A 13,666-nucleotide genomic window follows, 5' to 3' on the forward strand; every position below is an offset into this window, starting at 1 on the left:
GCCCCGCCAGCAGTGATGTTGACGTCACATCATAGGGCCAACAGCACGGGTGTGCGAAGCGCTCGGGGGCATGTCGCGTGGCGACGACCCGCGACGGGTGATTCCGTCGCGGGTCGTGGCGGTGTCGGGCCGGGGCGGTGGGTGACCGGGGTGGCACGGCGGGGTGGATCAGTCGGCGATCTCCGTCCACTTCCACTCGAGGCTGCCGGGGGTGAATCGGGCGACCCAGACGTCCCCGTCGCCGTCCACGGTGAAGGTGTAGCTGTCGTTCGCCACGTTCCGGGAACCCAGTTCCTTGAGCAGGGTGACGTTCTGCGGAGTGTTCGTCCCGTACCAGGAGGCGGAGGGCATGTGGCCGTTGATCGTGTTCCTCAACTTGCCGTCCCGACCGAGTACGGTGACCTGCTCGCCGCCGGGGATCGCCGCGGCGCCGCCTCCGTTCCCGACGGCCAGCGGGGAGGCCGGTGCCCCGAATTCCTTCCACGCCCCGCTCTTCACCGCCTCGTCCCAGGAGACCCGCCAGACACGACCGTTGTTGGCCTGCATCAAGACGTGCAGGTCGTTCTGCTCCCGGTACGAGATGACGCCCAGGGAGGACCATTCGGGATCGTCGTCCTGGAACGGCGTGCCCCAGGAGAACCAGGTCCACCTGTCGTCGAGCGTCTTGTGCACGGACCACAGGACGTTGCGGTTGCTGATGGTGAAGGCGTAGGCACCGCCGCGGAAGGTCCCGAGTCCGGCCTCCTTCTCCAGCACCTGATCGCCGACGGCGGGCATCTTGCCCATGTCCTCCGTCTCCCAGACGCCCTTGCCGTTCTTGTACTGCCACAGCCGGTTGTTCTTGTCCCTCACCACCACCAGCCGCGCTCCGTCGCCGTCCACCTCGGTACCGAGGGCGCCTCGCAGCTCCCCGGAGCCTTGGGGGCGCGCGAGCTTCGTCCACCCGAAGGACCTGCCGTCGTGCTGGAACTCCCACAGATTGCCGTCCTCGGCGACGACGTAGGCCCGGACGCCCCGATCGACGCCCATCACGCCGGCGCCCGCCCGGATGCCGATGCGATCGCCGTTCGCCTTGGTCGGCGTGCCCCGGTTCGTCCTGGTCCAGTAGGAGCCCAGTCGGTCGAACTCCCACATGTCGCCGCTGTCGTCGATGGCGAACTCGACGGGCCGCCGCACGCCGTCCTCGCTGGTGACGGTAGCCAGTCCGACCTGTCTGCCCTGCTTGAAGTTCACGTCGCCGGCGCTCGCCGGTGCGGGTGCCATGAGGCAGGCGGTCAGCATCGCGAGGGTCACGGGGGCGAGTGCGGGACGCAGTCGTGCCATCCGGTTCCTGAGGGCCATGTCGTCTCCTTGGTCGTGGGGGCCGGCGGGTGCCGGCCGTGTTCCCCACGTTAGGAATCGGGTGGGTCAGCGCCGCTGGAGCCGTTCTGTACCCATCAGGCCCCCTCCGACCTGCACAGACGTTCCCGACCGGCAAGAACGGGAAGGCGGGGCGGCAGAAGAGGGGCAACCGTGTGAGCGAACGTCACGACGCTCGCCCGGAGCGGATGTCGCGACGCTCCGGGACGGGTGCGCACCGCCCGTCCAGGAAGGCCGTCACACTGCCGGCGAAGGACTCCGGGTCGTCGAGCCACGGGAAGTGCCCGCCGCCGGGCTGGACCGTGAACCGCGCGTCCGGGAAGAGGCCGGCCGCACGGCGGGCGAGGTCGGGCGTGGGGCCGGTGTCGAGTTCGCCCGCGTACACCAGGACCGGAGCCGGCAGTGCGGCGAGCGCGGCGCGGGTGGCGGGCGGGTCGTAGGCACCCACGGAGCCGTAGACGGCGGACGCCTCGTCGTTGGTCTGGTCCTCCTCGGCGGACATGTGGGCGCGGGCGGTGTCGTCCCAACGGCCGTAGAAGAACGGCATCATGGCGTCGTCGAAGGGGCCCCGGCCGGCCCAGGCCGCCTCGAAGGCGGCGTAGGCCTGCGCGAACCACGGTTCGCCCTCACGGAGACGGGCGGCGGTGAGACGGTCCTCGACGGTCACCGGCAGGCCCACCGCCCAGGGGGTGGCGGTGATCAGGGCGAGGCGGGAGACCCGCTCCGGGTACCGGGCCGCGTACAGCATGGCCAGGTTGCCGCCGGCCGAGTGGGCGAGCAGGTCCATGCGGTCGAGGCCCAGGTGGAGGCGGAGTGCCTCCACGTCGTCGACCTGCCGGTCGCACCGGTACGTCGCCGGATCGGCGGGGATAGCGGAGTCGCCGGTGCCCCTGAGGTCCAGCAGGATCAGGCGGCGGCGGTCGGTGAGGCCGCCGAGGTCGCCCAGGTAGGCGGAGGCGCGCATGGCTCCGCCGGGGAGGGCGATCAGCGGGGCTCCCTCGCCGCGCGGGTGGTAGGCGAGTTCGGTTCCGTCGGGGGTGGTGAAGGTCGGCATGGCGACGATCTTCGGGGGCGGGCGAGGTCCGCCGCAACGGAGCTCACCGGTGCGGGCGGTGTCGGTCTCCGCGGCCGGGGCGCGATCAGCTCTCCGCGAAGCGGTCCCGCAGTTCGCGCTTCAGGATCTTTCCGCTGGCGTTGCGCGGTAGTTCGTCCACGAAGAAGACCCGCTTCGGTGCCTTGAAGTGGGGGAGCTTCTCGCGGGCGTGGGCGATCAGTTCGTCCTCGGTCGCCTCGCCCCGGGGGACGACGACCGCCGCGACGGCCTCGATCCAGTGGTCGTCGGGCAGGCCGATCACCGCGACCTCGGCCACCCGGTCGTGGGCGTAGAGGGCGTCCTCGACCTGTCGGGAGGCGATCAGGACGCCTCCGGAGTTGATGACGTCCTTCACCCGGTCGACGACGGTGAAGAACCCGTGGGCGTCCCGCACGGCGAGGTCCCCGGAGTGGAACCAGCCGTCGCGGAAGGCCTCGGCGGTCTCCTCCGGCTTCTCCCAGTAGCCCTCGCAGAGTTGGGGCGACTGGTAGACGATCTCGCCGGGCGAGCCGTCGGGGACCTCCTCTCCGTCCTCGTCGACGACCTTGGCCTCGACGAACATGACGGGACGCCCGCAGGAGTCCAGCCGGCCCTTGTGCTCGTACGGACCGAGGACCATGGCCAGCGGGCCGATCTCGCTCTGCCCGAAGCAGTTGTGGAAGGCCAGCTTCGGCAGGCGCTCCCTGAGGCGTTCGAGGACGGGCACCGGCATGATCGACGCCCCGTAGTAGGCCTTGCGCAGCCCGCCGAGGTCGCGGGTGTCGAAGTCGGGGCGGTTGGTGAGCGCGATCCACACCGTCGGTGGGGCGAAGAGGCTGTCGGCGCGGCCCTCCTCCACCAGGTCGAGGATCCGGTCGCCGTCGGGCCCGTCGAGGATCGTGTTGGTGGCCCCGACCGCGAGGTACGGCACCAGGAAGACGTGCATCTGCGCGGAGTGGTAGAGCGGCAGGGAGTGCACGGGCAGGTCGCCCGCCTGGAGGTCCAGGGCGGCGATGGCGCTGAGGTACTCGTGCACCAGCGCGCGGTGCGTCATCATCGCGCCCTTGGGGAGCGCGGTGGTGCCCGAGGTGTAGAGCAGTTGGACCAGGTCCTCGGCCCGGGGCTCCTCGCCGTCGTACGGCTGGGTGGTCGCGAGACGGGCCAGGAGCGAGTCGTCCGTGTCGCGCAGCGCCAGGGTGCGGGTGCCGTCGGGGAGGTGGCCGGCCAGGTCCGGGTCGGTGAGGACGAGGGTGCTGCCGGACTGGTCGAGGAGGTAGGAGAGGTCGTCCCCGGTGAGGTTCTGGTTGACGGGGACGTGCACCAGGCCGGCTCGGGCGGCGCCCAGGAAGGCGATGAGGTAGGCGTCCGAGTTGTGGCCGAAAGCGGCGACCCGGTCGCCCGGTGCGAGGCCGGTGTCGCGCAGGGCGCGGGCGGCGCGGGAGACGGCGTCGTCCAGTTCGGCGTAGGTCCAGGACCGTTCGCCGTAGTGGATCGCGACGCGGGCGGGGGTCCGCCGGGCGCTGCGCCGCAGCGTCCCGTCGACCGTCACGCTGCGACCAGCCGTCATGTCCCGCTCTCCTTCGTCCAGGTTCTGTTCGCGATCCTCGTCGCGTCGCGCGAGCCAGGTCAAGCGCATCGGTCCCCCGGGCGGTGTCCGGCGCGCATGGCGCGAAGTCGCTCAACCCCGGCCTGCGGACGGTCAGTCACCTTGAGGGAGGATCCCGCACCCGTATGGACTACGCGGACACGTGTCGACATGCTCAACCCTTCCTTCCTCCAACGACGTTGGGAGTCGCCATGCGCACCCGTCTGAGACAGTTGCTGGTCTCGGCCGTCGCCCTGTTCACCGCCTCGACAGCACTGCCCTCGGCCACCGCCGCCACCGACGACGGGCGGGCCGGTGGGCAGCGCACGTCCCACGGCGGTCTGTCCGCCGTGATCCGCTACACCGAGTACGGCATACCGCACATCGTCGCGAAGGATTACGCGAACCTCGGTTTCGGCACCGGCTGGGCGCAGGCCGCCGACCAGGTGTGCGTACTCGCCGACGGCTTCGTGACCGTGCGCGGGGAGCGCTCCCGCCACTTCGGGCCCGACGCCGCCCCCGACTTCTCGCTCTCCTCCGCCTCCAGGAACCTCACGAGCGACCTGTACTTCCAGGGGGTCCGGGACGCCGGCACCGTACAGCGGCTGCTGGAGCAGCCCGAGCCGCTGGGGCCGAGCCGCGCGGTCAAGGAGCTGATGCGGGGCTGGGCGGCCGGCTACAACGCGTGGCTGAGGAAGAACCGGATCAGCGACCCCGCGTGCAAGGGCGCCGCCTGGGTGCGGCCGGTCTCCACGCTCGACGTGTTCTCACGGGCGTACGCCCTGGCCGTGCTCGGCGGCGAGGGGCGGCTCGTGGACCCCATCACCACGGCGCAGCCGCCCGCCGCAGGTGCCCCGGCCACGGCCGCCGCCCCGGACCCGAAGACCGCCGCCCGCGCCGCGAGCGAGCTGTTCGACGCCGCGAACGCCGACATGGGGTCGAACGCCGTCGCCTTCGGCGGGGGTACCACGGCGAACGGCCGGGGTCTGCTGCTGGGCAACCCGCACTACCCGTGGGCCGGCGGGCGCCGCTTCTGGCAGGCACAGCAGACGATCCCCGGTGAGCTGAACGTCTCCGGCGGGGCACTGCTCGGCTCGCCGATCACCCAGATCGGGTTCAACGCGAAGGTGGCCTGGAGCCACACCGTGGCCACCGGCGTTCCCATGAACGTGCATCAGCTGACGCTGGACCCGGCCGACCCCACCACGTATCTGGTGGACGGCAGGCCGGAGCGGATGACGAAGCGGACGGTCACCGTCGGGGTGAAGGACGGCTCCCCGGTCACCCGCACCCAGTGGTGGACGCGGTACGGCCCGGTCGTCGCCTCGCTCGGTGCCGAGCTGCCGTTGCCCTGGACGGCCGGGACCGCGTACGCCGTGCACGACCCCAACGCGGCGAACATCCGTTTCACCGACACCTCGCTGGGCTTCGCCCGGGCGCGTGGCACGGTGGACGTCCTGAAGTCCCTCGCCCGGCACCAGGGCCTGCCGTGGGTGAACACCGTCGCGGCCGACTCCGCCGGCCACACGCTGTTCACCCAGTCGCAGACCCTCCCCCGGATCACCGACGACCTCGCGGCCCGCTGCTCGACACCGCTGGGCAGGGCCACCTATCCGTCGGCGGGCGTCGCGATTTTGGACGGCTCCCGCTCGGACTGCGCGCTCGGCAACGACGCCGACGCCGTGCAGCCGGGCATCTTCGGGCCCGCGAAGATGCCGACGCTGAAGGACGCGCCATACGCCGAGAACAGCAACGACAGCGCGTGGCTTGCCAACGCGGATCAGCCGCTGACGGGGTACGAGCGGGTCTTCGGCAATGTCGGCACCCAGCGGTCGCTGCGGACCCGTGGCGCGATCGAGGACGTGGCGGCCATGGCCGACAGGGGCGGTCTGACGGTACGCGATCTCCAGCGGCAGCAGTTCGCGAATCGGGTGCCCGCGGCCGATCTCGCGGCCGACGACGTGGCACGGGCGTGTGCCGCGCTGCCCGGCGGGACGGCGACGGCCAGTGACGGTGAGGTGGTGGACGTGTCCGAGGCGTGCCGGGTGCTGCGGACCTGGGACCGGACCGTCGACAGCGACAGCCGGGGCGCGCTGCTCTTCGACCGGTTCTGGCGGCGGCTGAACACCGTGGTGCCGCGCCCGCAGTTGTGGAAGGTGCCGTTCTCGGCGGCTGACCCGGTCAACACCCCGAACACGCTCAACACCGACGCGCCCGGCTTCGGGACGGCTTTGGCGGAGACGGTGACGGAACTGCGGGCGGCGGGCATCGCGTTGGACGCGAAACTCGGCGACCACCAGTTCGTCGTACGGAACGGGCTGCGCATCCCGGTGTCCGGCGGCACGGAGTCGCTGGGCGTGTGGAACAAGATCGAGTCGGCGTGGCGCGGGGCCGAAGGTGACTACCCGGAGGTCTCGTCGGGTTCCAGCCACATCCAGGCGGTCGGCTGGGACGGCGGCCGCTGCCCGGTGGCCCGCACGCTGCTGACGTACTCGCAGTCCTCGAACCCGAATTCACCCCACTACCTGGACCAGACGCGGCTGTTCTCGGCAGAGAAGTGGGTGACCTCCCGGTTCTGCGAGAAGGACATCCTGTCCTCGCCGAAGCTGAAGGTGGTGCGTGTGAGCCAATGAGCGAGGGGGTGTGGTGCCGCCCCGCTTCGGGGCGGCACCATTCTTCTGGCAGCACTCATGCCATGGGCATATAACTGTTCCTCGTGAGGAGGCCCCTCGGTGACGCAGGACTCGTTACGTCGGGAGACGGATTCGACGGCCATGATCGACACGTCGGTTCCGCACTCGGCCCGGATCTGGAACTACTGGCTGGGCGGCAAGGACAACTACCCGGTCGACCACGCGGCCGGCGACGCCTTCCGCGCGGTGTTCCCCGGCATCACCGATCTCGCCCGCGACTCCCGGGCGTTCCTCGGCCGCGCGGTCACCTTCCTCGCCGGTGAGGCGGGGATACGCCAGTTCCTCGACATCGGCACCGGACTGCCGACGGCGGACAACACGCACGAGATCGCCCAGCGGACGGCCCCGGACGCGCGGGTCGTCTACGTGGACAACGACCCGCTGGTCCTCACCCACGCGCGGGCACTCCTCACCAGCACGCCCGAGGGGGCGACCGACTACGTCGACTCCGATCTGCACGACCCCGCGACCGTGTTGCGACAGGCCGCGCGGACGCTCGATCTGTCCCAACCGGTCGCGCTGACGATGATGCAGGTCAGCGGCCACATCGCCGACTACGCCGAGGCGCGCGCCATCGTCGGTGCCCTGATGGGCGCGCTGCCGTCGGGGAGTTGGTTCGCGTTCAACGACAGCGTGGACACGCACGAGGCGAACGCCGAGGCCACCCGTCGCTACAACGAGAGCGGCGCGGTCCCCTACTACCTGCGCAGCCCCGCCGAACTCGCCGGGTTCTTCGACGGGTTGGAGCTGCAGGACCCCGGGGTGGTGCCGCTGAACGACTGGCGCCCCGGCCCCGCGACCCCGGTCCACGGCGAGGTCATCGCCCTGGGCGGGGTCGCACGCAAACCGTGACACCGACGGCGGCGCCGGCGGAGATTCAGACGGCCTTTTCCCGGCCCTCCCAGTACGGTTCGCGCAGTCGCCGTTTGTAGAGCTTGCCGTTGGGGTCGCGGGGCATCGCATCGGTGAAGTCGACGCTTCGCGGTCGCTTGTAGCCGGCCAGTCGGCGGGCGCAGTGGGCGAGGATCTCCTCGGCCAGGACCGGCCCCGGGGTGAATCCGGGGGCCGGTTCGACCACGGCCTTGGGCTCCTCGCCCCAGTCGTCGTGCGGGATGCCGAAGGCGGCGGCGTCGGCGACGGCGGGATGGGTGAGCAGGGCGGCCTCGATCTCGGCGGGGTAGATGTTGACGCCGCCGGAGATGATCAGGTCGATCTTGCGGTCCCGGAGGAACAGATAGCCGTCCTCGTCGAGGAGACCGAGGTCACCGACGGTGAAGAAGTCCCCGATGCGGTTCTTCCGCGTCTTGCCCTCGTCCTTGTGGTACGAGAAGCCGCCGGTGCTCATCTTCATATACACGGTGCCGAGTTCACCGGGCGGCAGCCGGTTGCCGTCGTCGTCGAAGACCGCGAGCTCGCTGATGGGCCAGGCCTTGCCGACCGTGCCGGGCTTCTTCAGCCAGTCCTCGGCGGTGGCGAAGGCACCACCGCCCTCGCTGGCCGCGTAGTACTCCTCGACGCACTCGCCCCACCACTCGATCATGGCCCGCTTCACATGGTCCGGGCAGGGCGCTGCTCCGTGGATGGCGTGCCGCATGGACGACACGTCGTAGCGGGCGCGCACCTCCTGCGGGAGCGCGAGGAGCCGGTGGAACTGGGTGGGCACCATGTGGGTGTGCGTGCAGCGGTGGGTGTCGATGGCGCGGAGCATTCCCTCGGGCGTCCACTTGTCCATCAGCACCAGCCGGTGCCCGATGTGCAGCGACGCGCCGGCGAACTGCAGGACGGCCGTGTGGTAGAGCGGCGAGCAGACCAGGTGGACGTTGTCGTCGTACGGCCGGATGCCGAAGATGCCGAGGAAGCCGCCGAGGTAGGACTCCTCGGGGAGCTTGCCGGGGAGCGGGCGTCGGATGCCCCGAGGGCGTCCGGTGGTGCCCGAGGTGTAGTTCATGACCCAGCCGAGGGTGCGCTCCGCGGGCGCCGACTCCGGCTGCCCGTCCGTGAGTTCGGCGTACGGACGGAAGCCCTCGACCGTACCGACCGCGTACCGCCGGTTCTCGGGGAGCTTCGCCTCGTCGGCGGCGTTCCGGGCGGCTTCGGCGAACCGCTCGTGCGCGATGAGCACCTTGGCGCCCGAGTCGGAGACGATCCAGGCGATCTCGGGGCCCACGAGGTGGTGGTTGACGGGCACGAGGTAGAAGCCGGCCTGCGTGGCCGCCAGGTAGGCGACGAGCAACTCGACGCCGTTGGGCAGGACCACCGCGAAGGCGTCGCCGCGTTCCAGTCCGGCCGCGCGCAGTCCGTGGACCAGCCGGTTGGTCTCGGCGTGCAGCCGTCCGGCGGTCCATCCGTCCCCGTCGGGCGCGATGAGCACCGTGCGGTCGGGGTCCGCGGTGGCCTGGGCCCAGAAACCCTGCGGAGGTTGGCTTCGGGGGGCTTGGCCTTGGGGGGCTTGGCCCTGGGAGGCTTGGCCTTGGGGGGCTTGGCTCACTGTCCCTCGCTCCTTCCGGCGATCCGGTTGATGCGGTCCACGGCCTCCTCGAAGCCCCGGGTGAGGTCGTCGAAGACGGCACGGACGCTGCGTTCGCTGTTCATCCGGCCGACGATCTGCCCGACCGGGGTGCCGAGCAGCGGCTCCACCTCGTACTTCTGGATGCGGGACACCGCCTCGGCGACGAGCAGGCCCTGGAGGGGCATGGGCAGGGTGCCCGGTCCGGCCGGGTCGTCCCAGGCGTCGGTCCATTCGGTACGGAGCTGGCGGGCGGGTTTGCCGGTGAGGGCACGGGAGCGGACGGTGTCGCCGGAGCCGGCGGCGAGCAGCTTCTCGATCAGCCGGGGCGAGGGCAGTTCGGCCTCGGTCGTGGTGAGCCAGAGCGAGCCGAGCCAGACGCCCTGGGCGCCCAGCGCGAGGGCGGCGGCGACCTGCTGTCCGCTGCCGATGCCTCCGGCGGCGAGCACCGGCAACGGGGCGACCGCGTCGACGACTTCGGGGGTCAGCACCATGGAGGCGATTTCGCCGGTGTGGCCGCCGGCCTCGTAGCCCTGGGCCACGACGATGTCGATGCCGGCGTCCGCGTGTTTGCGGGCGTGGCGGGCGCTGCCGGCGAGCGCGGCGACGAGGACTCCCCGGGCGTGCGCGCGGTCGACGACGTCGGCGGGCGGGGAGCCGAGGGCGTTGGCGAGCAGCTTGATCGGGTAGTCGAAGGCGACGTCGAGCTGGCTGCGGGCGACCTGTTCCATCCAGCCGGTGATGCGCCACCCGGAGGCCTCCCCCTCGGCGAGTTCGGGCACGCCGTACTGGGCGAGGGTGTCCTTGACGAACTGCCGGTGCGACTCCGGGATCATCGCCTCGATGTCGGCCTCCGTGACGCCCTCGACCTTCTTGGCCGGCATCACGACGTCCAGGCCGTAGGGCCTGCCGTCGACGTGGGCCTCGATCCAGTCGAGGTCGCGCTTGAGGTCGTCGGGGGCCGTGTAGCGGACCGCGCCGAGCACCCCGAAGCCACCGGCCCGGCTGATGGCGGCGGCGACCGCGGGAAACGGGGTGAAGCCGAAGACGGCGTACTGGACTCCGAGGGTGTTGCTCAGCTCCGTCTGCATGGTGCGCAGGATGCCGTAGTCCTCCGGACGAGGGAAGGGGTTTTCTGATGCCTCGTCAGATTTGGCTGAGCGGGGTGTTGGGGCCTTGCGCGCCTTGGGGGTGCGGCGGGAGGTTGTGTGGCGGGTGCGGGTGTGTGGGGGCTTGTCGCGCAGTTCCCCGCACCCCTTCAGGGCGCGGCCCTGCTGATCGCGGGCAATCAGCAGGGCCACTTCCCCCGTGAACGGCCCCCCGTCGCCGCTCGCGCCATCGATTTCAGCGCACGGAGGATTGTTTGGCAGGGGTGGTCGGGCGGCCGGACAATGGCCCGGGCCATCGGGGGTGCCCCTGCCTCACTCCCCCAGGACCGCCATCGCCGCGTTGTGGCCGGGCACTCCGCTCACCCCGCCGCCGCGCACCGCGCCCGCGCCGCACAGCAGGACGTTGGCGTGGCGGGTCTCTACGCCCCAGCGGCCCATGTCCTCCTGGGCGTAGGGCCAGGCGAGGTCGCGGTGGAAGATGTTGCCGCCGGGGAGGCCCAGGTCGCGTTCCAGGTCGAGGGGGGTTCTGGCCTCGATGCAGGGGCGGCCGTCGGCGTCGGTGGCCAGGCAGTCGGCGAGGGGCTCGGCGAGATGGGCGTCCAACTGGGCGAGGGTCGACCGGAGGAGTTCCTCGCGCACGGCGTCGTTGTCGGGCTCGAACAGTCGCGCGGGGGTGTGCAGACCGAACAGGGTGAGCGTCTGGTAGCCCTGTTCCACCAGGTCCGGGCCGAGGATGGTCGCATCGGTGAGGGAGTGGCAGTAGATCTCGGACGGCGGGGCCTCGGGCAGCGAGCCGGAGGCGGCCTGGGCGTAGGCGGCCGCCAGTTGGTCGTACCCCTCGGCGATGTGGAAGGTCCCGGCGAAGGCCTCGTGCGGGTCGACGGACTCGTCCCGGAGCCTCGGGAGCCGTTTGAGCAGCATGTTCACCTTGAGCTGGGCGCCCTCGGCCGGAGCGGGCGGTGCGTCGCCGGTCAGGGCGGCCAGCTCCTGCGGCGAGGCGTTGACCAGGACGTGCCGGGCGGCGACCGTGCCCTCCGAGTCGGCGGTCCGGAACGTGATCTCGGCGGACCGGCCGTCGGTGGCGATCCGGCGGACCTCGTGCCCCGTGGCGATCACCGCACCCGCGTCGCGCGCTGCGGTGGCCAGCGCGTCCGTGAGGGCGCCCATGCCGCCGACGGGCACGTCCCAGGCGCCCGTGCCGCCGCCGATCACGTGGTAGAGGAAACAGCGGTTCTGGCGCAGCGAGGGGTCGTGGGCGTCCGCGAAGGTGCCGATGAGCGCGTCGGTGAGGACGACTCCGCGTACGAGGTCGTCGGTGAACGTCGACTCGACGGCGGCGCCGATCGGCTCCTCGAAGAGCACCCGCCACGCCTCCTCGTCGTCGATGCGTCGGCGCAGGTCGTCCCGGGTGGGGAGGGGCTCGGTGAGCGTGGGGAACACCCGTTCGGCGACGTGGCCCGTCATCCCGTAGAACCGCTGCCAGGCCTCGTACTCGCGGCCCGAACCGGTCAGCCGCTCGAAGGCCTCGCGGGTGCGGCGCTCGCCTCCGCCGACGAGGAGGCCGGTGGGGCGGCCGTCGCGTTCGACGGGCGTGTACGAGGAGATCGTGCGGCCGCGGACCCGGAAGTCGAGGTCCAGGTCCCGCACGATCTTCCGGGGCAGCAGGCTGACCAGGTAGGAGTACCGCGACAGCCGGGCGTCGACCCCGGCGAAGGGGCGCGTGGAGACGGCGGCTCCGCCGGTGTGGTCCAGCCGCTCCAGCACGAGGACGGAACGGCCCGCGCGCGCGAGATAGGCGGCGGCGACCAGACCGTTGTGACCGCCTCCGACGATCACGGCGTCGTAGGAGTCGTGCGGAGCGGGCGCGCTCGGGCGTGCGGGCCGTGCTGAAGGTGCGGGGGTGGCAGGCATGGCTCTTGGTAACACGCGTCGATCGAGGTCGGCCAGGGGAGAGGGGCAGGCGGATCAACGGCGTCCGCCGCGGGTCCGGGCCGGTGGGCGGGGCTCAGCGGTTGCCGGTCGCGAGCCGCCGGCGTGACGCCGCCACCCGTCGGTACAGCTCCACCGCCTCCTGGCCGCGACCGAGTTGTTCGAGGCAGTGCGCCTCGTCGTTGCGGCTGGCGAGTGCGTCGGGGTGGTCGGGGCCGAGGACGCGCTCGCGGGCGCCGGCGACTCGCCCGTACTCGGTGAGGGCGTCGGCCCAGCGGCCGAGCCAGCCGAGGCCGACGGCGACCTCGCGGCGGCTGACGAGGGTGTCGGGGTGGTCCGGGCCGAGGACGCGCTCGCGCAGGGCGCACACGTCACGGGACTCGGCGAGGGCCTCCTCCCAGCGGCCGAGGCGGCCGAGGTTGACGCCGAGGCCGTGGCGGGCGCGGAGCGTCTCGGGGTCGGCGGGGCCGTGGACGCGGGTGCGGTCGTCGACGAGGGAGCGGTAGAGGACGAGCGCGTCGGCGCTGCGGCCGAGCCTGCCGAGGCTGATGCCGACCTCGTGGCGGGTGGCGAGCGTGTCGGGGTGGTCGGGGCCGAGAGCCTGGGCCCGGGCGTCGGCGACCTCCTGGTAGGTCCGCAGCGCCTCGGGCCAGCGGCCCAACTGGCCGAGGGCGTAGGCGACCTCGTACCGGGTCACGAGGGTGTCGGGATGGTTGGCGCCGAGCACCCGGGCGCGGACGTCGGCCACTTCGTCCGCCATGCGGTACGAGTCCTCCGGACGGCCGAGCCTGCTGAGGTTGAAGGCCAGGTTGTGGCGGCAGCGCAGCGTGTCCGGGTGGTCGGGTCCGGCGAGGCGCTCGCGGACGGCGAGGACCGAGGTGTAGGCCTGGTGGGCTTCCAGGTGACGGCCCAACTGGCCCAGTACGTACGCCATTTCCTGACGGGTGGCGAGGGTCTCGGGATGCTCGGGGCCGAGGACGTGCTCGCGGGCGCGGGCCACGTGGGTGAACTCGCGCAGCGCGTCGGCGGGGCGGCCCGTGCGGCTGAGGGTGAAGCCGACCTCGTAGCGGCTGGAGAGGGTGTCGGGGTGGTCGGGGCCGAGGGCGTGCTCGCGTTCGGCCGCGACCGCCCGGTGGACCTCGCCGGCCTCCGTCCAGCGGCCGAGACGCCCGAGGCTCAGACCCGCGTTGTGCCGGCCGGCCAGGGTGGTGAGCAACTCCGCTGCCGGGGAGGGACGTTCGTCCTGCGCGCGGTGTGCGAAGCGGCCGGTGGCGGGGCGGGCGATCCAGTCCCCGGTGAGCCCTGCGGAGGGGTCCGGCGGGGTGAGGCCCGGCCCGGTTCCGGTGGCCTTGTGGCCGGTGGTCATGCCCCGGGTCCAGGAGGGCAGCCGGGGTTCGCGCGACAGTGGCCGTC

At 72.0% G+C, this 13,666-nt stretch carries 9 protein-coding genes; 2 read left to right on the forward strand and 7 right to left on the reverse strand.

What is annotated here, in order from left to right; genetic code table 11:
• Window positions 1–168 precede the first annotated feature (168 nt).
• The 3 genes from P1P70_RS10235 to P1P70_RS10245 form a co-directional block, all read right to left on the reverse strand.
• Window positions 169–1,341: a hypothetical protein gene (locus P1P70_RS10235; RefSeq protein WP_319236401.1), complete on the reverse strand. Its 1,173-nt coding sequence runs from the start codon at window positions 1,339–1,341 to the stop codon at window positions 169–171.
• A gap of 184 nt (window positions 1,342–1,525) precedes the next feature.
• Window positions 1,526–2,413, reverse strand: a complete 888-nt coding sequence (locus P1P70_RS10240; protein WP_319236403.1) for an alpha/beta hydrolase — start codon at window positions 2,411–2,413, stop codon at window positions 1,526–1,528.
• Between the two features lie 85 nt (window positions 2,414–2,498).
• On the reverse strand, window positions 2,499–3,998 hold the full coding sequence (locus P1P70_RS10245) for an acyl-CoA synthetase (RefSeq protein ID WP_319236405.1): 1,500 nt from the start codon (window positions 3,996–3,998) through the stop codon (window positions 2,499–2,501).
• Window positions 3,999–4,228: 230 nt separating this feature from the next.
• Between P1P70_RS10245 and P1P70_RS10250 the strand changes: the two genes are divergently transcribed.
• Together P1P70_RS10250 and P1P70_RS10255 are read left to right on the forward strand one after the other, a co-directional pair.
• Complete coding sequence (locus P1P70_RS10250) at window positions 4,229–6,649, forward strand: penicillin acylase family protein (protein ID WP_319236407.1); 2,421 nt, start codon at window positions 4,229–4,231, stop codon at window positions 6,647–6,649.
• A 99-nt stretch (window positions 6,650–6,748) separates the two neighbouring features.
• A complete protein-coding gene (locus P1P70_RS10255; RefSeq protein ID WP_413471446.1) occupies window positions 6,749–7,561 on the forward strand; it encodes an SAM-dependent methyltransferase in 813 nt (270 codons plus the stop codon).
• A gap of 25 nt (window positions 7,562–7,586) precedes the next feature.
• On the opposite strand, the gene P1P70_RS10260 is transcribed toward P1P70_RS10255, so the two are convergent.
• From P1P70_RS10260 to P1P70_RS10275, 4 genes are all read right to left on the reverse strand, one after another.
• Entirely contained in the window at window positions 7,587–9,197 is a 1,611-nt protein-coding gene (locus P1P70_RS10260) for an acyl-CoA synthetase (protein ID WP_319236411.1), read from the reverse strand.
• Window positions 9,194–10,306, reverse strand: coding sequence for an NAD(P)H-dependent flavin oxidoreductase (locus P1P70_RS10265; RefSeq protein ID WP_319236415.1), 1,113 nt, complete (start codon window positions 10,304–10,306; stop codon window positions 9,194–9,196). Before P1P70_RS10265 ends, P1P70_RS10260 begins: the two co-directional genes overlap by 4 nt.
• A 330-nt stretch (window positions 10,307–10,636) precedes the next feature.
• Window positions 10,637–12,235 (reverse strand): NAD(P)/FAD-dependent oxidoreductase, encoded by a 1,599-nt coding sequence (locus P1P70_RS10270; protein WP_319236413.1) that lies wholly within the window; start codon window positions 12,233–12,235, stop codon window positions 10,637–10,639.
• Window positions 12,236–12,329: 94 nt separating this feature from the next.
• The coding region (locus tag P1P70_RS10275) for a tetratricopeptide repeat protein (RefSeq protein WP_319236414.1) at window positions 12,330–13,666 on the reverse strand (1,337 nt) is incomplete at its 5' end.

The sequence above is a fragment of the Streptomyces sp. MB09-02B genome, from assembly GCF_033794485.1.
GTDB lineage: Bacteria > Actinomycetota > Actinomycetes > Streptomycetales > Streptomycetaceae > Streptomyces.

What these genes read in the sequence shown, in the direction of transcription:
- P1P70_RS10235 (WP_319236401.1), bottom strand. Translation starts at nt 1,341, where the DNA reads ATGGCCCTCAGGAACCGGATGGCACGACTGCGTCCCGCACTCGCCCCC.
- P1P70_RS10240 (WP_319236403.1), bottom strand. Translation starts at nt 2,413, where the DNA reads ATGCCGACCTTCACCACCCCCGACGGAACCGAACTCGCCTACCACCCG.
- P1P70_RS10245 (WP_319236405.1), bottom strand. Translation starts at nt 3,998, where the DNA reads ATGACGGCTGGTCGCAGCGTGACGGTCGACGGGACGCTGCGGCGCAGC.
- P1P70_RS10250 (WP_319236407.1), top strand. Translation starts at nt 4,229, where the DNA reads ATGCGCACCCGTCTGAGACAGTTGCTGGTCTCGGCCGTCGCCCTGTTC.
- P1P70_RS10265 (WP_319236415.1), bottom strand. Translation starts at nt 10,306, where the DNA reads ATGCAGACGGAGCTGAGCAACACCCTCGGAGTCCAGTACGCCGTCTTC.
- P1P70_RS10270 (WP_319236413.1), bottom strand. Translation starts at nt 12,235, where the DNA reads ATGCCTGCCACCCCCGCACCTTCAGCACGGCCCGCACGCCCGAGCGCG.